The following is an 18,682-nucleotide window of genomic DNA, read 5'->3' as shown; positions in this document are numbered from 1 at the left end:
AAGACAGGTTTTTTTTCGTCTGCAGATAAGAGGATGAGGACCTCCGAAAGAGGTTTAGGTGAGTACAGCTAAATAAGTTTGCTGTAAATCCGAGCCTGCCAAGGGAACATGGTCAGATCGGAAAGTCGCTTTAGCCATCCATGGCCGCTCGGCCCACACGATTACGCACCTCATCCCTGAGGTGCGCCCGTAAACGGGCCAACGCTTTGCGTTGTTCAAAAACGCTCCCGGCGTTTTTGTCCCTGGCGTGGGACGCTTTCCTCTTCTGACCATGCTCCCTGCGCGTTGAGCTTATGCGCTGTCGTCAGATGCATCCGGGTTTAGATCTGTCATTTGTCTGAAGCGTCCTTGTAAGTATCAGATGCGTCTGCCATACGTGAAGCGAAGGGAGCATACGCCTGTAGCAAAGCATCGCGGGCCAGGGACGGCCCGCGCTGAGCCTGCCATGGATGGCGTCTTTTGCGTCTTTGCGAAAGGCGTATGCTCCCTGAAGCCCGCACAGCAGTGAGAGCGGGCTGCTTGTTAGCTAATCCTTTGATGCCAGCTCACCCTCGATTTCGCCAGTTGTCAGATAAAGTTGCTTAAACAGTAGCAACAGCGTCGTGAATTGCCGACAAATAAGTCATTGTTATTGTTGAGTTCACAGAGAGATTGACCTTGCTGTCTCCATTCAGAGACAGAGAAAATGCCAGCTGTCGCTGGATACCGACATTTCCCGACAGGCCTGTTGAATGAAGCTTTGAGCTAATTTTTTAACCTGCTGATTTATCGTGATTTTAAAAATAATCATAAACCTGGCATGGCTTGTGCAATACTTCTGCTGTAGATGCTCATTCCACCTCTTATGTCTGCTGATGCTACATAAACCTGGGAATGACGCAGAGCCAATTTTAGGTACCTGTTGTCTGCCTGCCTGTATCGCGAAAGCCTTACAGGGTTAACAGACACTACGTTGAGTCAGGTACCTCCCGGTTGTCTTACCGACCTGATCTTACACCTGCCAGTGGCAGGTGTTTTTTTTGCCTGCGAAAGCGTGCTGGCAGATTGCGGGCACAAAAAAGCCGGGCAAGCCCGGCTTTCTCAGGTATGAAAAGAGGATCAGGCGTTGGGATTGTTCTTCAGTGTGAGTAACAACCCTTCACGACGCATCTTCGCCGCTTCTTCCGGGCGACGCAGACGATCGTAAACATCCGCCAGCCATGCATAATCAAACGCGTCAGGACGCTGTGCCAGCGCCTGCTGCAGTGCCTCAGCAGCCTGCTGCCATTCACCATGCCGCATCAGCAACTGCCCCAGCGTACTGTGCAGCAGCGGTGTTGCGCCGTGTTGTTTGATTTGCTGGCGTAGAACTTTCTCCAGCGCTTCCGGATTACCGCTTTTGATGCGAGGCATCAGCAGTACCAGACGATCGTCATAATGACGCTTGAGGCCCTCCAGCACGATCGATTGCGCGGTGTCGTGATCGTTGCATTCAATCAGATGATCCGCCATGGCCACCTGCAGCGTCGTTTCCTGACGGGTTTTGCGGCTCAGATCGTTCCACCAGCGCTTCAGCCCATCGCTGCCCTGGTCGGCCATCGCCTGATTCATCAGACCCAGCCAGGCCTGCTGCTGTAACGCATCACGATGCAGTTCATCGCCGACCTGCGCCTTCTGCATGGCGGGCAGAATATCCAGCAATGCACTCCAGGCACCAGTACGGACATACGCCTGTTCGGCGAGGCGCAGCACTTCAGGATGACGCGGTGCCACTTCCAGCAGACGGTCAATGCTATGACGCGCAGCATGATCTTCGTTACGTGCCAGCTGAATACGTGCGCGGGCAATTTCTACCGGAATAGTGTTGCTCTCCGACAGGTCTGCAGCACGTTCAAGATGCTGATTAGCACGGATTTCATCACCACGCTGTTGCGCAGCTTCTGCTGCCAGCAGGTAGTTCGCCACCGGCACATCAGCGTGATCGGCATCTTTAGAAAGCAGTTTTTCCACCTGACGGTGATCGCCTTCTGCCAGCTTCATCAGCGCCGACTGAGTATGACGCTGGGCGCGACGGCGTTTACGTCCGGTAAACCAGCCACGGGTACGCGCGCCGGTGTGCAGCACGCGGCGCAGCAGCCATTCCACGGCCAGAATCACCAGCAGGCTGAGGATGAGGATAATGACCAGGCCGGTGACGCTGGTTTCGATATTCCAGTTATCGGTCTGAATCAGCACGTAGCCCTGATGACCGGCAATCATCGGTCCCAGCACTACGCCAGCAATCAGCAGGATAAAGAGGATAAATACCTTAAGCATGCTTAGCCTCCCTGCTGATTAGCAGCGGCAGACGGTTGCGCTAACAGGTTCCGAACGCGGGTCTGCATCAGCTGTTCCAGCAACGGCTGACTTTCCAGGTTATCCGGCAGATCCATATTGATGTTCTGCTGGCTCAGCTCATCCAGCTGGGCAAGGAAGGCTTTGGTAGCGGCATCATTGGTGTCGTACCAGGCGCGAACCCATGCGGACACGGTGTCGATAGATTGTTTATAAATCTCATCCTGATGACGCGGTACCGCCTGAGCAGCAATCAGCAAACGCGAGCGGATATTCTCACGCAGATAAACATCCTGATTAGGGGCCAGCAGCGGCTGGGCGGTGTTATCGCGGCGGCGGATGGTAATAAAATCATCCATAAAGTTATGCCAGCTTTTCACCAGATTCTGACGCCATTCGCGCACGGAACCTGACAGTTCACCGCCATCGCTGTCCATCGGCGCATCATCGCTGTCGTTATCGGCCAGACGCAGATTATCAACGTTGTTCGACAGCTGGTTCAGTTTGAGGATCACGCCGTCATAATCGACCTGCGTAACAGAAGAGAGGTTACTGATATCCTGGGTCAGCGCACGACGCACATTCATGACGCTGGGATCGTTCATGTCTGCCAGGCTGGCATCGGCGCTTTTCAGCAGTGCAGCGGCGGTGGTGACATCCTGGTCGCTCCAGAGTTTGCGACCAGCCAGTTTCACCAGATAGTCCGCCTGTGCCAGCAACCAGCTGCGCACGTCGTTACCAGAAATCACGGCCACTTTTTCACGCAGGGTTTCCAGCTCTTTTGCTGACGCGTTCTGCTGTGTCTGGGCTGTCTGCAACGCGGTTTCAGCGCCGCTCAGTTGCTGAGTCAGCTGCTGTTTGTCGCTGCTGGCCTGCTGTTGCAACGCGCTTAATTGTTCGCTCAGCTTCTGATTGGTTTGTGCCTGTAAATCAGCCTGATGTTTCCCGTTAAGGTATAAACCCGCACCAATCGCCAGCGCAATGACAATCGCAACTGCACCCAGCACCATGCCACCATTTTTCGCATTACGCGGTGGTGTGCTGTTGCTGGAAGGAGAGCGGTCGACCGCTGGGGTGGTTTCTTCAACCATGGCGGAGGAGTCTTTTTGTTCCGTCATATGTGGCACATCCCATTGTTAAAGTTCAGCGTAACGCGCGCAGCAGCGCATCGTTATCGGCACCATCGGCTACCTGAATATCCTGCCAACCCAATCCTGCGGCCAGGGTAGCCAAACGTTCACTGACGACAACCAGTCGGCAGTTGAGCAGCCATTCCTCGCGATCAATTGCGGGGAACAGCGAAAAAAGCTGTTGTAACATTTCACCGCTGGTCACCACCAGCACGGAGACACCGCGATCGCGCCAGCGGCGTCCTTCAACGGGTCCATCATAATACTTCTGGCAGCGCTGATAACAGGCTGCAAACGACACCTCAGCCCCTCGCCGGGTTAACGTCTGTGCCAGCAACTCGCGTCCGGGATCGCCACGCAGGATCAGTGCACGTTTACCGGCAACCTGCTGAAGGGTATTCAGCTGGATCAGTTCTTCACTGGTTTCATGTGCATGAGGCCAGGTCACCTGCTGTCCGCTGGCGGTATGAAACGCCAGTGCGGTGCTGCGACCAATTGCATAATAGTCCAGCTCAGCGGGCCATGCTGTGACGGTGTGTTGTGCGTAATGTATAACCTGCTGAGAAAGGATAAAAACCAGGTCGCCAGGGCGAAGTGCGGCGAGCTTTTGTGGCAGAGAGGTGAGATCAGCGCCCGGCGCAAATTCGATCAGCGGCAGGCTCCACGCCTGTTTGCCAAGGGCATGCAGGCGTGACACCAGCTCTGCCGCTGCGGGTTCCGGTCGCGTCACCAGAATGGTCATGCCGGCGGCTGCCCCTGATAAACTTCCTGCAGGATTTCACGCGCGCCGCCATTGAGCAGTTCATCGGCCAGTGAAATGCCCATCTGTTCAGCCTGAGCGCGGGGACCACGGCGTTCGCCGCTGACCATGACCCGGCCATCCGGTGCGCCGACCATGCCGCGCAGCCAGAGGTCATCGCCTTCCAGCACCGCGAAACTGCCGATTGGCACCTGGCAGCCACCCTCTAAACGGGTATTCATGGCGCGCTCCGCTCTGACACAGACTTCGGTGTCATCGTGATTCAGCGCCTGCAACAGGCCAATTAAGGTGGTGTCGTCCAGACGGCATTCAATGCCGACCGCACCCTGACCCACGGCGGGCAGGGAAACTTCGGCAGGCATCGCCTGACGAATGCGATCTTCCAGTCCCAGGCGTTTCAGCCCGGCGACAGCAAGAATAATCGCGTCATACTCTCCGGCATCGAGCTTGCCGAGGCGGGTGCCGACATTGCCACGCAGCGAGCGGATAACCAGGTCCGGACGGCGCGCACTAATCTGGCACTGACGGCGCAGGCTGGACGTGCCGACAATGGCACCCTGTGGCAGCGCGTCGATAGAGTCATAATGATGAGAAACGAACGCATCGCGCGGATCGTCGCGCTCGCAGATGGTTACCAGGCCCAGACCTTCCGGGAAATTGACCGGCACATCCTTCATCGAGTGCACCGCCATATCGGCACGGCCATCCTGCATCGCCAGCTCGAGCTCTTTGACAAACAGCCCTTTGCCACCCACTTTTGCCAGCGGCGTATCAAGGATAATGTCACCTTTCGTGACCATAGGCACCAGCTCAACGCGCAGTCCCGGATGGGCACTCATGAGTCGTTGCTGTACATAATGTGCCTGCCATAATGCGAGCGGGCTTTGTCTTGTAGCAATTCTGAAAATTTTGTCTAACATGCTGTTAACCATTTTTATCGTTCACTGAATATCCTATCATCTCTGGGTGAAGACTGTCAGTTTCAACGGATTGAAAACGGCCTGCGTGCGGTTTCAGGCCGGTTTATTAAGCCATAACGTGGGAACCAGAGCTGAAAAGGCGGGAAGCTGGTAAGAACGTGCTAAACTGTCAGGTAGCGCAACTTTCTTTACGGTCAATCTGCAGGGTGTTAGATTGATCACGTTTCCAGCAATTATCTGCCCACTTTTTTACTTTATAAGCGGCAGAGTGTGGAAACAGGGTGCTTAAACACTGGGACAATCAGGCGAAACGTCTTGTACCTCTACATTGAGACACTGAAACAGAGACTGGATGCAATCAACCAGCTGCGCGTTGATCGTGCGCTGGCTGCTATGGGACCCGCTTTTCAGCGCGTCTACAGTCTGCTGCCAACCTTATTACATTATCAACATCCGCAGATGCCGGGTTACCTTGAAGGTAGCGTTCCACATGGCATCAGCTTCTTCACGCCTGATGAAAATCAGCGTCAGCTGCTGGCCGATCTCACCGGCGACAGCGATCTGCGTCATGCCGATGCGCCAAAAGGCGAAATGCCGATCACGGCTATCTATTCTATGGGCAGCACCTCATCTGTCGGCCAGAACAGCGTCTCGGATCTCGATATCTGGGTCTGCCATCAATCCTGGCTCGATAATGAAGAGCGTCTGAATCTGCAGCGCAAATGTACGCTGCTGCAGAAGTGGTGCGTTTCGATGGGCGTGGAGGTGAGTTTCTTTCTGATTGATGAGAACCGCTTCCGCCACAACGAAAGCGGCAGTCTGGGCGGTGAAGATTGCGGTTCAACACAACACATTTTACTGCTGGATGAGTTTTACCGTACCGCGGTTCGTATGGCGGGTAAACGCATCCTGTGGAATATGGTGCCGGGCGAAGAAGAGCACAATTACGACGACTACGTGATGTCGCTTTACGCCAAAGGCGTGCTGACCCCTAATGAGTGGCTCGATCTTGGCGGCCTCGGCACGCTGTCGGCGGAAGAGTATTTCGGCGCCAGCCTGTGGCAGCTCTATAAAAGCATCGACTCCCCGTATAAAGCCGTACTGAAAACGTTGCTGCTGGAAGCGTACAGCTGGGAATACCCGAATACGCAACTGCTGGCGATGGATATCAAACAGCGCCTGCATGACGGTGAAATTATCTGCTTCGGGCTTGATCCTTACTGCATGATGCTGGAGCGCGTCACGCACTATCTGACCAGCGTTGACGATCAGCCGCGTCTTGACCTGGTGCGTCGCTGCTTCTACCTCAAAGTGTGTGAAAAGCTCAGCACCGAAGATCATCAGCACCGCACCGGCTGGCGTCGCGAAATTTTATCGCAGCTGGTCAAAGAGTGGGGCTGGAACGAAGAGAAGATCGCCATTCTGGACAACCGCGCTGAGTGGAAAATCGAGCGGGTGCGCGAAGCCCATAATGAATTGCTGGATGCGATGATGCAGAGTTATCGCAACCTGATCCGTTTTGCCCGCCGCAATAACTTAAGCGTCAGCGCCAGCCCGCAGGATATCGGTGTGTTGACCCGTAAACTGTATGCCGCGTTTGAAGCGCTGCCGGGCAAAGTGACGCTGGTGAATCCGCAGATTTCGCCCGATCTCTCCGAGCCCAATCTGACCTTTATTCATGTGCCGCCTGGCCGCGCCAACCGTTCCGGCTGGTATCTCTACAACCAGGCACCGGACATGGATTCGATTATCAGCCATCAGCCGCTGGAATATAACCGTTACCTGAATAAGCTGGTGGCGTGGGCGTGGTTCAATGGGCTGCTGACCCGTAAAACCCGGCTGCATATTAAAGGCAATGAGGTTTGCGATCTGGCGCGTCTGCAGGAGCTGGTTAACGATGTTTCCAGCCATTTCCCGCTGCGTCTGCCCTCGCCGACGCCAAAAGCGCTCTACAGTCCGTGCGAAATCCGGCACCTTGCGATTATTGTTAACCTTGAACACGATCCGACGGCGGCCTTCCGCAATCAGGTGGTGCACTTCGACTTCCGTAAGCTGGATGTCTTTAGTTTTGGTCAGCAGCAGCAGTGCCTGATTGGCAGCATCGATCTGCTCTATCGCAACTCCTGGAATGAGGTACGTACGCTGCACTTCAGTGGCGAACAGGCGATGATCGAAGGGCTGAAAACCATTCTCGGCAAGATGCATCAGGATGCTGCACCGCCCGATACAGTGGAGGTGTTCTGCTACAGCCAGCATCTGCGTGGTCTGATTCGGACGCGGGTACAGCAGCTGGTCTCCGAATGCATTGAGCTGCGCCTCTCCAGCACACGTCAGGAGCCGGGTCGCTTTAAAGCGCTGCGTATGGCGGGTGAGACCTGGGGCCTGTTCTTTGAACGCATGAGCGTTTCGGTGCAGAAGCTGGAAAACGCGGTTGAGTTTTATGGCGCGATCTCCAACAACAAGCTGCACGGACTGTCGATCAAAGTCGAAACGAATCAGACGCCGCTGCCACCCGTGGTCAACGGTTATGCCAGCGAAGGCATTATTCAGTTCTTCTTTGAAAACACCACCGATGAGCGCGGCTTCAATATCTACATCCTTGATGAGACTAATCGGGTTGAGGTCTATCATCACTGTGAAGGCAGCAAAGAGGAGCTGGTGCGCGACGTCAGCCGGTTCTACTCCTCATCGCACGATCGCTTTACCTATGGTTCGAGCTTTATCAACTTCAACCTGCCGCAGTTCTACCAGATTGTGAACACCGGTGAGCGATTCCAGGTGATTCCGTTCCGTAGCCAGACGCTGACGCAGCTGTGTACCTCGCAGCCTGATAACGACAACAGCGACTATCAGCCACGCTATCAGGTGCACTGATGCTGACGGGCTGCCTGCGCTCTGCAGGTGGCCGCTATCTTCCCGGCTTGACACCCGCTTCACGCTATTTGCGGGCATTTCCTGTTGCTTTTCCACCTTCAACTGCGATGATAAGCATCCAGGTAAAGGACATGAAGAGCATAAAGAATGAAGAAAGTAATAAGCCTGTTGGCCATGACACTGGCAGTAATCAGCCTTGCAGGTTGTGGTCTGAAAGGACCGCTCTACTTCCCGCCGAAGGATCAGCCGAAGAAACAACAAGCCCCAACCGACCGCCAGAAAGCGGATGCCTCTAAAGCCGATGTCGGCGGGCTGGTTACCGGCAATTCAGGCGTAAAAGCGAACTAATCTGATGGCTTATCCGGCGGAGCAAAAAATGCAGTTCTCCAAAATGCACGGTCTCGGCAACGATTTTATGGTTGTGGATGCGGTGACACAAAACGTCTTCTTTTCGCCGGAATTGATCCGCCGGCTGGCCGATCGTCATCTGGGGATCGGTTTTGATCAACTGCTGATTGTTGAACCGCCTTATGATCCCGATCTCGATTTCCACTATCGCATTTTCAACGCCGACGGCAGTGAAGTCGCACAGTGCGGCAACGGTGCGCGCTGCTTTGCCCGCTTTGTTCAGCTGAAAGGGCTGACCAACAAAAGTGACATCCGGGTCAGTACGCAGAATGGCCGCATGGTGTTGACCGTCACGCCTGACGACCAGGTGCGCGTGAACATGGGCGAGCCAAACTTTGAGCCTCAGCAGGTGCCGTTCCGCGCCAACAAAGCCGAAAATCTCTATCTGCTACGTGTGGCCGAACAGACGGTGATGTTGGGTGCGGTGTCGATGGGCAACCCGCACTGCGTTATCCAGGTTGAAAGTGTCAAAACCGCGCAGGTTGAACTGCTTGGCCCGATTCTGGAGAGTCATGAACGCTTCCCGGATCGCGTCAATGTCGGTTTTATGGAGATCATCAATCCCGAACATATCCGCCTGCGCGTTTACGAACGCGGAGCGGGTGAAACGCAGGCGTGCGGCAGCGGCGCCTGTGCTGCCGTTGCATGTGGCATTCAGCAGGGCATTCTGGCACCCAAAGTGCGTGTCGACCTGCCTGGCGGAACGCTGCACATCACCTGGAAAGGCGCCGGTCAGCCGCTCTATATGACCGGGCCTGCGACACACGTCTACGATGGGTTTATTCATCTATGAAAAATATCGAAGAGCAGGCTGACAGTTCGGTTCTGCTGGACGATCAGGCCGTCAGTGATTATCTGCGGCAGAATCCCGATTTCTTTATCCGCAATGCCCGCGCAGTTGAACAGATGGCCGTGCCGCATCCGGTGCGTGGCAGCGTCTCGCTGGTCGAATGGCATATGGCGCGGCAACGCAACCATATTCAGCGGCTGGAAGAAGAGATCACGCTGCTGATGGAACAGGCCAGCGCTAACCACGAACTGTTTGACCGTCTGCTGTCGCTGGAAAGCCATCTGGCCGCGGCTGACTCGCTGCAGGATATGCTCAACCGTCTGCATCGCTGGGCGCGTGAGCTGGGCCTGGCGGGTGCCAATGTGCGGCTGTTCAGTGATAAATGGCTGCTGGGCGCGCCCTCCGATTTCTTTCAGCTGAGCCTTTCGCGTCAGGCGTTTGAACCGCTGCGTATTCAGCGCTTCGGTAACCAGCATCACTATCTTGGCAACATTAACGGGCCGGAACTGCTGCTGCTGTTGCCGCAGGCCAAAGCGATCGGGTCGGTTGCCATGTCGCTAATGGGTGAGGAGGGCGATCTCGGCGTGCTGGTGTTCAGCAGTCGTGACAGCCAGCATTATCAATCGGGCATGGGGACACTGCTGTTGCAGCATCTGTCGCAGATGATGCCTGATCTGCTCTCCCGCTGGGTTGAACGCGCATGAGCAGCGCGCTGCAGGAGGCCGTCGACGGATTTCTGCGCTACCTGAAAGTGGAGCGCCAGCTCAGTCCGTTAACCCAGAGCAGCTATGCGCGCCAGCTTGCCGCGCTGGTGGCGATTGCTGATGAGATGAAGCTCAGCAGCTGGGCGCAGCTGGAACCAGCACAGGTGCGCAGCATGGCGGCGCGCAGCCGTCGCGCCGGACTGGCCGCCAGCAGCCTCGCGCTGCGGCTCTCCGCCCTGCGCAGTTTTCTCGACTGGCAGGTGAGCCAGGGTTTGCTTTCCGCCAACCCGGCCAAAGGGGTGATGACGCCGCGTAAAGCGCGCCATCTGCCTAAAAACATTGATGTTGATGAAGTGAATCAACTGCTGGAGATCGACCTTAGCGATCCGCTGGCGGTGCGCGACCGGGCGATGCTGGAAGTGATGTATGGCGGCGGTTTGCGTCTCTCTGAACTGGTGAATATGGATTGTCGCCACGTTGATCTCGATTCAGGCGAAGTGTGGGTCGTCGGTAAGGGCAGCAAAGAGCGCCGGATACCGATTGGTCGCACGGCGGTCACCTGGATCCAGCACTGGCTGCCGCTGCGTGAAACCTTTGGCGCCCAGGATGATGCGCTGTTTCTTTCGACGCGCGGCAACCGCATCTCGCCACGTAACGTGCAGAAACGCTTTGCCGAATGGGGCATCCGACAGGGCGTGGCCAGCCATATCCATCCGCATAAGCTACGACACTCATTTGCCACGCATCTGCTGGAATCCAGTGGTGACCTGCGCGCCGTGCAGGAGTTGCTGGGCCATGCAAACCTGTCGACGACCCAGATCTATACCCATCTCGACTTCCAGCATCTGGCTTCGGTGTATGACGCTGCGCATCCCCGCGCCAAACGAGGAAAGAACGAATGAAGTTTTATCGTCCGCTGTCGGCCATAAAAGCCATGACCTTCGACCTTGATGACACACTCTACGATAACTACCCGGTCATCCGTCGCACCACCCTGGAATCCCATGCCGCGTTGCAGGCTTTTCATCCGGCGCTGCGTGACTTCACGCCGCAGGATTATCAGCAGTTGCGCGATGAACTGCTGCAGCGCGAACCTGATATCTATCATGATGTTTCGGAGTGGCGACGCCGTTCGGTTGAGCTGGCGATGCTGAATATCGGCCTCTCTGCTGCTGAAGCCACCGCGGGCGCGGCAGAAGTGATGGCGGTCTTCCATCAGTGGCGGAGTCAGGTCGAGATGCCGGATGAGACGCACCAGACGCTGAAAGCCCTGGCGGAGAAAATCCCGCTGGTGGCGGTCACCAACGGCAACGCCTGCCCGGAAAAAATGGGCATTGCCGAATACTTCCGCTTCACACTGCGGGCCGGCCCGGACGGGCGCGCCAAGCCATGGCAGGATATGTATCAGCTTGCCGCGCAACGCCTTGATATCGCGCCACACCATATTCTGCATGTGGGTGATGACCTGACCACCGACGTGGCGGGTTCACTGCGCTGCGGGCTGCAGGCCTGCTGGATTAACCTGCGGCAGGGCAACCTGATGCATATCCCGGATGCGCGCCTGTTGCCGCATGTCGAAATTTCGCGATTGGCATCACTCACCTCACTGCTATAATGGCTGTAAATTTATCCAGTCGTCTCCTCTTTCTGTTTTGCCGCCGTCCCTTATCCGGCACCTGTGTCGCCGCCTGACTGGCAGCGATAATGCCTTGCGGCAGGCGGAATAATCAGTGTGACGACGGCGTTTTTTTCTTTGGTAATCGGTGCTTATGGACGTTTCTGAACTGCTCGATGGTTTGAATGACAATCAGCGCGCTGCCGTTGCGGCACCGCGCAGTAACCTGCTGGTGCTGGCAGGCGCGGGCAGTGGTAAAACGCGGGTGCTGGTGCATCGCATTGCCTGGCTGATGTCGGTGGAGAACTGCTCGCCCTATTCGATTATGGCGGTGACCTTTACCAACAAAGCGGCAGCGGAGATGCGTCACCGTATCGAGCATCTGATCGGCACCAGTCAGGGCGGGATGTGGATCGGAACCTTCCACGGTCTGGCGCACCGCTTACTGCGCGCCCACCATCTTGACGCCGGTCTGCCACAGGATTTTCAGATCCTCGACAGCGAAGATCAGCTACGTCTGCTCAAGCGCCTGATCAAATCAATGAACCTTGATGACAAACAGTGGCCTGCGCGTCAGGGCATGTGGTACATCAATGGCAAAAAAGATGAAGGCCTGCGGCCAAAGCATATCGAAAGCTACGGCAATCCGATTGAGCAGACCTGGCTGCGCATCTATCAGGCCTATCAGGAAGCCTGTGATCGCGCGGGTTTAGTCGACTTTGCCGAGCTGTTGCTGCGCGCCCATGAGTTATGGCTCAACAAGCCACACATTCTTAATCACTACCGCGAACGCTTTACCAATGTGCTGGTGGATGAGTTCCAGGATACCAACAACATTCAGTATGCCTGGATTCGGATGCTGGCGGGCGACAGTGGTCGGGTGATCATCGTGGGCGATGATGACCAGTCGATCTACGGCTGGCGCGGCGCGCAGGTCGAGAATATTCAGCGCTTTCTGCAGGATTTCCCCGGCGCGGAAACGATCCGTCTGGAGCAGAACTACCGCTCAACCAATAACATCCTGAAAGCCGCCAACGCCCTGATCGCTAACAACAATGGTCGTCTGGGGAAAGAGCTCTGGACCGAAGGCAGCGATGGCGAACCGATCTCGATTTACTGCGCCTTTAATGAGCTGGATGAAGCGCGCTTCGTGGTCAACCGCATTAAGGTCTGGATGGAGAACGGCGGTGCGCTCAACGACTGCGCCATTCTCTATCGCAGCAACGCCCAGTCGCGTGTGCTGGAAGAGGCATTACTGCAGAGCAGCATGCCGTACCGTATTTATGGCGGCATGCGCTTCTTCGAACGTCAGGAGATCAAAGATGCACTCTCCTATCTGCGTCTGATGGCGAACCGCAATGACGACGCGGCATTTGAACGCGTGGTAAATACCCCGACCCGCGGCGTGGGCGATCGCACGCTCGACGTGGTGCGTCAGACGGCCCGTGAACGTCAGATGACGCTGTGGCAGGCAACGCGTGAACTGCTGCAAAGCCGTGCGCTGGCCGGCCGGGCCGCGTCTGCGCTGCAACGCTTCTGTGAACTGGTTGATTCACTGGCAACCGAAACCGCCGAGTTACCGCTGCATGTTCAGACCGACCGGGTCATCAAAGACTCTGGCCTGTGGCTGATGTATGAGCAGGAAAAAGGTGAGAAGGGTCAGGCGCGTATCGAAAACCTTGAGGAGCTGGTGACCGCTACGCGGCAGTTCAGCTATCAGGATGAAGATGAAGATCTGATGCCGTTGCAGGCCTTTTTATCCCACGCCGCGCTGGAAGCGGGCGAAGGCCAGGCAGACAAATGGCAGGATGCAGTTCAGCTGATGACGCTGCACTCGGCAAAAGGGCTGGAGTTCAGCCAGGTGTTTATCGTCGGCATGGAAGAGGGCATGTTCCCGAGCCAGATGTCACTGGATGAAGGTGGCCGGCTGGAGGAGGAGCGTCGTCTGGCTTATGTCGGCGTGACCCGTGCGATGCTCAAGCTGACGCTGACCTACGCCGAAACCCGCCGACTCTATGGTAAGGAAGTGTATCACCGGCCGTCCCGTTTTATCGGCGAACTGCCCGAAGCGTGCATAGAAGAAGTGCGTCTGCGCGCCAGCGTCAGCCGTCCGGTAAACCATCAGCGTATGGGTGCCCCGGTGACCAAAAATGACAGTGGATTCGCGCTGGGTCAACGTGTTCATCACGCAAAATTTGGCGAAGGCACCATCATTAATCTGGAAGGCAGCGGCGAGCATAGCCGTCTTCAGGTGGCGTTTCAGGGGCAGGGAATCAAGTGGCTGGTGGCGGCTTACGCGAAGCTGGAAACGCTTTAGCGTGCGGTTGACGGCTTTTTCGTCTCAGCGTAACATGCGCCCACTATTATCATGAGAGGACAATGCCTTGGACACGCCCAGTCGATGCTGGCTCAATGACCTGGATTCCAGGAATAACATCTAAGGCTACCTCTTTACGCGGGTAGCCTTAGCGGTTATCAGCGACCTCCCTTTTTGATTCCGTCGCGAGTCAGCACTGATTTATCTCTGAAACTCTGTTTCCGTGTTCAGGCTGCCCGTTCCATGTTGAGGAACGGCGGACTGCCTTGTCCCATTTAGTCTGCAATGGGGAGTATTGCTATGCTGAGCGCATTTAAACTGGATCACAGCCGCCTGACGCGACTGGAGCTGGAAGACGAAAACGACAAACTGACGACCTCTGTCTGGGTCGATCTGATCGAGCCGGAAGAGGGCGAACGTGATCGCGTGCAATCTGAGCTGGGCCAGAGTCTGGCAACACGGCCTGAGCTGGAAGATATCGAGGCCTCGGCACGCTTCTTCGAAGATGAAGATGGCCTGCATATCCACTCCTTCTTCTTCTATGAAGATGCTGACGATCACGCCGGTAACTCCACCGTGGCGTTCACCATCCGTGAAGGCCGCCTCTACACGCTGCGCGAACGTGAGCTGCCTGCTTTCCGTCTCTATCGCATGCGCGCCCGTAATCAGACCCTGATCGACGGCAATGCCTTTGAGCTGCTGCTTGACCTGTTTGAAACCAAAATCGAGCAGCTGGCGGACGAAATCGAGAACATCTACAGCGCACTGGAGAAACTCAGCCGGGTGATCATGGAAGGTCAGCAGGGCGAAGAGTACGATCAGGCGCTGTCGCGATTAGCGGAACTGGAAGATATCGGCTGGAAAGTGCGCCTCTGTCTGATGGATACCCAGCGCGCCCTGAACTTCCTGGTACGCAAAGCACGTTTGCCGGGCAATCAGCTGGAGCAGGCGCGTGAAATTCTGCGCGATATCGAATCGCTGCTGCCGCATAACGAATCACTGTTTCAGAAGGTCAACTTCCTGATGCAGGCGGCTATGGGTTTCATCAACATCGAGCAGAACCGCATTATCAAGATCTTCTCGGTGGTCTCCGTGGTGTTTCTGCCGCCGACGCTGGTCGCCTCCAGTTACGGGATGAACTTTGAGTTTATGCCGGAACTGAAGTGGAGCTTCGGTTATCCGGCGGCGATCGGCCTGATGATTCTGGCCGGACTGGCGCCCTATCTCTATTTCAAACGTAAAAACTGGCTTTAAAATAAGAACGGGCCATCTGAGATGGCCCGTTCTGCTGGCTCCTGTCCCCATTTCTGCGTAATCTTACCCTCCTGTTTTTACAAATTATTAACTTCTTATGGACGCTTTTTCGTTGCGCGCGCAGTGGACACTGCTGCTGCTGATCTCGGTATTACTGGGCGCGGTGCTGCATTATTTTCATGTGCCCGCTGCGCTGTTACTGGGGCCGATGATTGTCGGTGTAGTGATGGGGCTGTCGGGTGCCACGCTGCGAATTGATAAACGGCTGTTCCTGCTCGCTCAGGCCGTACTGGGCTGCATGATTGCGCAGAGTCTGTCGCCTTCGATTCTGGCCCCGCTGATTCAGGACTGGCCGATCGTGCTGACGGTGCTGCTGCTGACGCTGGCGGCCAGCGGCCTGTCAGGTTTTCTGCTGGTGCGCTTCAGTCATCTGCCTGGCCCGACCGGCGCATGGGGATCGTCGCCGGGCGGTGCATCGGCCATGGTGGCGATGGCGGGTGACTTTGGCGCTGACGTGCGGCTGGTCGCATTTATGCAATATCTGCGGGTGCTGTTTGTCGCCTCGGCGGCCGCACTGGTGGCGCGCATCGGGCTGGGTGATGAGGCGCACAGCGTCTCGCTGCTCTGGTTTCCACCGCTGAATCATGGCTTTGTTGTCACCCTGGTGTTGATGCTGACAGGCGCGTGGCTGGGCACACGACTGCGCATTCCTTCTGGCGCGCTGCTGCTGCCTGCGCTGGCGGGTGCGGCACTGCACAGTAGCGACATCGCGGTGTTACAGGTGCCGGAATGGCTGCTGGCCGTGGCCTATGCACTGATTGGCTGGAGCGTGGGATTACGTTTCACCCGCCCGATTTTTCTGCTGGCACTGCGCACGCTGCCGCAGATGCTGGCCTCGATCTTCGGGCTGATGCTGTTGTGTGGCGGGCTGGCGTGGATGCTGACGCGAATGCTGGATATCGATCTGATGACGGCCTATCTCGCCACCAGTCCAGGCGGGCTGGACACGGTGGCGATCATTGCGGCGGGAACCCAGGTCAACATGGCGTTTGTGATGGCGTTGCAGACGTTGCGTCTCTTTACTATCCTGCTGACCGGCCCGGCTTTAGCGCGCTTTATTTCACGCTATGCGCGAACGGGAACGGGAACGGAATGAAAACGCCACCGCATCGCAGACAAATACCAGCAGCGCCAGCCAGATGAAACCAAAAGTCACCATCTTGTCTGGCGTGATGGTCTCACCGTAAAACGCGACCGCCAGCACAAACATCAGCGTCGGACCGAGATACTGAAAGAAGCCTACGGTGGAAAGTCGCAGACGACTGCAGGCTGCCGCAAACAGCATCAGCGGAATGGTGGTCACAATGCCCGCCGCTATCAGCTTCAGGTTGAGACTCAGTGGGTTGGCGGATAAGTGGCTGGTGGCGCTGTCGGCAAAGCCAAACAGGTAAATCGCCGCCAGCGGAAACAGCCACAGAGTTTCAATCAGCATGCCGCTCTGCGCATCGACCTGAATCTTTTTACGCACCAGGCCATACAGGGCAAAACTCAGCGCCAGGCCCAGCGCGATGATCGGTAACGAGCCAAACTGCCACAGCTGCACCAGTACGCCGACGGTGGCCAGCAGCACGGCGAGCCACTGCAAGCGGCGAAACCGTTCGCGCAAAAACAGCATGCCGAACACCACGTTGATCAGCGGGTTAATAAAGTAGCCCAGGCTGGCTTCCAGCATATGCTGATTGTTGACTGCCCAGATAAACAGCAGCCAGTTGCCGCCGATAGTCACGGCCGTCAGCGCCAGCAGCAGCACTTTTTTAGGCTGGCGCAACACGCTGCGAACGCCGGGCCAGCTGCGGCTCAGGGTAATCAGTAACAGCATAAACAGTGCAGACCAGATCACCCGGTGCGTCATGATTTCCGTGGCGGGAACCTGCTTTACCAGCTTGAAATAAGCGGGCGCAATGCCCCAGATAAAGTAAGCGCCCAGTGCAAAGCCAACGCCCTGGCGGGTTTGTTGCGTATCCATATGCGATCCATTCAATGGCGTGGTTAGCCGATAAGATAGGTGGCGGTAGCCGTGGCGATATAATCGCCCTGTTGATTGTGCAGTTCCACACGCGCCACGGCGACTTTGTTACCGGCGCGCAGCAGGCTGCTGGTGGCGGTGAAGCGTTCGCCGCGTCCGGGACGCAGATAGTCGACGCGCATATCAATGGTACCCATGCGTGACAGACGCTGGCGCAGATCCGCTTCGCTGATGCTTTCCTGACGGGTTAACGCATTACTGACGCAGACCATGCCCGCCGCCACATCCAGTACCGACGCGATAACGCCGCCGTGCAGAATCTGCTGCGCCTGGTTGCCCACCAGCATGGTTTTGTTATTGAAGCTGATCTCTGCGTAGTCTGCGTCAAGGCGCATCAGTTCCAGGCCCAGCGCCTGATTAAACGGCATGTGATAAACGAAAATTTCGCCGACCAGCTGGCGAGCGTCCTGCTGTGTCAGCACGGGTGATGACATGATGATGTGTCCTGAAAAAATCGGGCCAGAGGGGCGCGGAATATGAATGAGTTGTGTATTCTATGCCGCCTGCGAGGGTGTTTCCAGTTTAAGAAATCAGCACTCATGCTCACTGCCATTTGCGTGTAGAATGGCCTGCTTTTTACGACACCCTTTCAGTTACTTTGATACGCAGCTGCTCACCGGAGAATTTTATGCGTAAGCATCGCGCCTTGCTGGCGGCAATGTTGATATTTCCTGCGCTGGCGCAGGCGGATGAAGCCCATATTAAAGAGGTTCATGACGCGCCACAGGTTCAGGGCAGCATTATCGCTAACCTGCTGGAGAAGCATGACAACCCGTTTGTTCTCTATCCTTACGAGAACAACTATCTGCTTTATACCTATACCAGCGACCTCAATAAAGAGGCGATCTCCTCCTATAACTGGGGAGAGAATGCCCGCAAAGATGAAGTGAAATTCCAGCTCAGCCTGGCGTTTCCGCTGTGGCGCGGTATTCTGGGCGACAACTCGGTGCTGGCAGCCTCTTACACCCAGCGTTCCTGGTGGCAGCTGTCGAATAGCGCTGAGTCATCGCCATTCCGTGAGACCAACTATGAGCCGCAGATTTTCCTGGGCTGGGCGACCGACTATTCGCTGGCGGGCTGGACACTGCGTGATGTCGAAGTGGGTCTGAATCACCAATCCAACGGACGAAGCGATCCCACCTCGCGCAGCTGGAACCGCGTCTATGCGCGTCTGATGGCAGAGAATGGTAACTTCCTGGCGGAAATCAAACCCTGGTATCGTATCCCTGAAGGGGCGAACAGCGATGATAATCCTGATATCACCAAATATATGGGTTACTACCGCACCCGTCTGGGCTATAAGCTCGGCGACAATATCTTCAGCGTAGAGGGCAACTATAACTGGAACAGCGGTTATGGCGGCGCTACCCTGGGCTGGAGCTACCCTATCACTGAGCACGTTCGCTTCTATACTCAGGTGTTTAGCGGTTACGGTGAATCACTGATCGATTACAACCATCGCCAGACGCGTCTGGGTGTGGGTGTAACACTTAACGACTTGTTCTAATCCA

The 18,682-nt window shown here is 56.2% G+C and carries 17 protein-coding genes; 11 read left to right on the top strand and 6 right to left on the bottom strand.

Annotated elements, in window-relative coordinates:
• Nucleotides 1-1,098: 1,098 nt before the first annotated feature.
• Genes hemY through hemC form a run of 4 tightly spaced genes read right to left on the bottom strand, consistent with a single transcriptional unit; the run spans nucleotide 1,099 to nucleotide 5,123 of the window.
• Nucleotides 1,099-2,295 (bottom strand): protoheme IX biogenesis protein HemY, encoded by a 1,197-nt coding sequence (gene hemY, locus FOV68_RS17440; protein WP_143991274.1) that lies wholly within the window; start codon nucleotides 2,293-2,295, stop codon nucleotides 1,099-1,101.
• Nucleotides 2,296-2,297: 2 nt separating this feature from the next.
• Nucleotides 2,298-3,431 (bottom strand): uroporphyrinogen-III C-methyltransferase, encoded by a 1,134-nt coding sequence (hemX, locus tag FOV68_RS17435; RefSeq protein ID WP_010257336.1) that lies wholly within the window; start codon nucleotides 3,429-3,431, stop codon nucleotides 2,298-2,300.
• Nucleotides 3,432-3,456: 25 nt separating this feature from the next.
• Nucleotides 3,457-4,185 carry a uroporphyrinogen-III synthase gene (gene hemD, locus FOV68_RS17430; RefSeq protein ID WP_115757964.1) on the bottom strand — a complete coding sequence of 243 codons (729 nt, stop codon included), beginning with the start codon at nucleotides 4,183-4,185 and terminating at the stop codon, nucleotides 3,457-3,459.
• The gene (gene hemC, locus FOV68_RS17425) at nucleotides 4,182-5,123 is read right to left on the bottom strand and encodes a hydroxymethylbilane synthase (protein WP_031292611.1); all 942 of its coding nucleotides are present in this window, start codon (nucleotides 5,121-5,123) and stop codon (nucleotides 4,182-4,184) included. Before hemC ends, hemD begins: the two co-directional genes overlap by 4 nt.
• Before the next feature lie 315 nt (nucleotides 5,124-5,438).
• Here hemC and FOV68_RS17420 point away from each other — a divergent pair, with 315 nt between their 5' ends.
• From FOV68_RS17420 to FOV68_RS17380, 10 genes are all read left to right on the top strand, one after another.
• Nucleotides 5,439-7,997, top strand: coding sequence for a class I adenylate cyclase (locus tag FOV68_RS17420; RefSeq protein WP_010257330.1), 2,559 nt, complete (start codon nucleotides 5,439-5,441; stop codon nucleotides 7,995-7,997).
• A 147-nt stretch (nucleotides 7,998-8,144) separates the two neighbouring features.
• Nucleotides 8,145-8,345 carry a lipoprotein gene (locus tag FOV68_RS17415; RefSeq protein WP_010257328.1) on the top strand — a complete coding sequence of 67 codons (201 nt, stop codon included), beginning with the start codon at nucleotides 8,145-8,147 and terminating at the stop codon, nucleotides 8,343-8,345.
• Nucleotides 8,346-8,373: 28 nt separating this feature from the next.
• Nucleotides 8,374-9,198 (top strand): diaminopimelate epimerase, encoded by an 825-nt coding sequence (gene dapF / locus FOV68_RS17410; protein WP_010257326.1) that lies wholly within the window; start codon nucleotides 8,374-8,376, stop codon nucleotides 9,196-9,198.
• On the top strand, nucleotides 9,195-9,899 hold the full coding sequence (locus FOV68_RS17405) for a DUF484 domain-containing protein (RefSeq protein WP_010257324.1): 705 nt from the start codon (nucleotides 9,195-9,197) through the stop codon (nucleotides 9,897-9,899). Before dapF ends, FOV68_RS17405 begins: the two co-directional genes overlap by 4 nt.
• Nucleotides 9,896-10,801, top strand: coding sequence for a tyrosine recombinase XerC (gene xerC / locus FOV68_RS17400; protein ID WP_031590293.1), 906 nt, complete (start codon nucleotides 9,896-9,898; stop codon nucleotides 10,799-10,801). Before FOV68_RS17405 ends, xerC begins: the two co-directional genes overlap by 4 nt.
• Nucleotides 10,798-11,514 carry a 5-amino-6-(5-phospho-D-ribitylamino)uracil phosphatase YigB gene (gene yigB / locus FOV68_RS17395; RefSeq protein WP_022624864.1) on the top strand — a complete coding sequence of 239 codons (717 nt, stop codon included), beginning with the start codon at nucleotides 10,798-10,800 and terminating at the stop codon, nucleotides 11,512-11,514. The genes xerC and yigB overlap by 4 nt, the downstream gene beginning before the upstream one ends.
• A 154-nt stretch (nucleotides 11,515-11,668) precedes the next feature.
• Nucleotides 11,669-13,831, top strand: coding sequence for a DNA helicase II (gene uvrD / locus FOV68_RS17390; RefSeq protein WP_010257313.1), 2,163 nt, complete (start codon nucleotides 11,669-11,671; stop codon nucleotides 13,829-13,831).
• A 67-nt stretch (nucleotides 13,832-13,898) separates the two neighbouring features.
• Nucleotides 13,899-13,955: a YsgD/CorL family protein gene (gene ysgD / locus FOV68_RS24600; protein ID WP_353748370.1), complete on the top strand. Its 57-nt coding sequence runs from the start codon at nucleotides 13,899-13,901 to the stop codon at nucleotides 13,953-13,955.
• A 176-nt stretch (nucleotides 13,956-14,131) separates the two neighbouring features.
• Entirely contained in the window at nucleotides 14,132-15,085 is a 954-nt protein-coding gene (gene corA, locus FOV68_RS17385; RefSeq protein ID WP_003854370.1) for a magnesium/cobalt transporter CorA, read from the top strand.
• A gap of 97 nt (nucleotides 15,086-15,182) precedes the next feature.
• A complete protein-coding gene (locus FOV68_RS17380; protein WP_143991273.1) occupies nucleotides 15,183-16,241 on the top strand; it encodes an AbrB family transcriptional regulator in 1,059 nt (352 codons plus the stop codon).
• Here FOV68_RS17380 and rarD read toward each other — a convergent pair.
• Entirely contained in the window at nucleotides 16,206-17,111 is a 906-nt protein-coding gene (gene rarD, locus FOV68_RS17375) for an EamA family transporter RarD (RefSeq protein WP_031590287.1), read from the bottom strand. The genes FOV68_RS17380 and rarD overlap by 36 nt on opposite strands.
• 23 nt (nucleotides 17,112-17,134) lie before the next feature.
• A complete protein-coding gene (locus tag FOV68_RS17370; RefSeq protein ID WP_010257304.1) occupies nucleotides 17,135-17,605 on the bottom strand; it encodes a thioesterase family protein in 471 nt (156 codons plus the stop codon).
• Between the two features lie 194 nt (nucleotides 17,606-17,799).
• On the opposite strand from FOV68_RS17370, the gene pldA reads away from it, so the two are divergent.
• Nucleotides 17,800-18,678, top strand: a complete 879-nt coding sequence (pldA, locus tag FOV68_RS17365; RefSeq protein WP_010257301.1) for a phospholipase A — start codon at nucleotides 17,800-17,802, stop codon at nucleotides 18,676-18,678.
• Nucleotides 18,679-18,682 lie beyond the last annotated feature (4 nt).

Origin of the sequence: Pantoea sp. paga (assembly GCF_007558755.1) — a bacterium.
Lineage (GTDB): Bacteria > Pseudomonadota > Gammaproteobacteria > Enterobacterales > Enterobacteriaceae > Pantoea > Pantoea agglomerans.
This window is presented reverse-complemented; position numbering and strand designations above follow the sequence as displayed.

What these genes read in the sequence shown, in the direction of transcription:
- dapF (WP_010257326.1), top strand. Translation starts at nt 8,374, where the DNA reads ATGCAGTTCTCCAAAATGCACGGTCTCGGCAACGATTTTATGGTTGTG.
- hemY (WP_143991274.1), bottom strand. Translation starts at nt 2,295, where the DNA reads ATGCTTAAGGTATTTATCCTCTTTATCCTGCTGATTGCTGGCGTAGTG.
- FOV68_RS17370 (WP_010257304.1), bottom strand. Translation starts at nt 17,605, where the DNA reads ATGTCATCACCCGTGCTGACACAGCAGGACGCTCGCCAGCTGGTCGGC.
- FOV68_RS17380 (WP_143991273.1), top strand. Translation starts at nt 15,183, where the DNA reads ATGGACGCTTTTTCGTTGCGCGCGCAGTGGACACTGCTGCTGCTGATC.
- hemC (WP_031292611.1), bottom strand. Translation starts at nt 5,123, where the DNA reads ATGTTAGACAAAATTTTCAGAATTGCTACAAGACAAAGCCCGCTCGCA.
- uvrD (WP_010257313.1), top strand. Translation starts at nt 11,669, where the DNA reads ATGGACGTTTCTGAACTGCTCGATGGTTTGAATGACAATCAGCGCGCT.
- FOV68_RS17415 (WP_010257328.1), top strand. Translation starts at nt 8,145, where the DNA reads ATGAAGAAAGTAATAAGCCTGTTGGCCATGACACTGGCAGTAATCAGC.
- FOV68_RS17405 (WP_010257324.1), top strand. Translation starts at nt 9,195, where the DNA reads ATGAAAAATATCGAAGAGCAGGCTGACAGTTCGGTTCTGCTGGACGAT.
- corA (WP_003854370.1), top strand. Translation starts at nt 14,132, where the DNA reads ATGCTGAGCGCATTTAAACTGGATCACAGCCGCCTGACGCGACTGGAG.
- hemX (WP_010257336.1), bottom strand. Translation starts at nt 3,431, where the DNA reads ATGACGGAACAAAAAGACTCCTCCGCCATGGTTGAAGAAACCACCCCA.
- rarD (WP_031590287.1), bottom strand. Translation starts at nt 17,111, where the DNA reads ATGGATACGCAACAAACCCGCCAGGGCGTTGGCTTTGCACTGGGCGCT.
- pldA (WP_010257301.1), top strand. Translation starts at nt 17,800, where the DNA reads ATGCGTAAGCATCGCGCCTTGCTGGCGGCAATGTTGATATTTCCTGCG.
- hemD (WP_115757964.1), bottom strand. Translation starts at nt 4,185, where the DNA reads ATGACCATTCTGGTGACGCGACCGGAACCCGCAGCGGCAGAGCTGGTG.
- xerC (WP_031590293.1), top strand. Translation starts at nt 9,896, where the DNA reads ATGAGCAGCGCGCTGCAGGAGGCCGTCGACGGATTTCTGCGCTACCTG.
- yigB (WP_022624864.1), top strand. Translation starts at nt 10,798, where the DNA reads ATGAAGTTTTATCGTCCGCTGTCGGCCATAAAAGCCATGACCTTCGAC.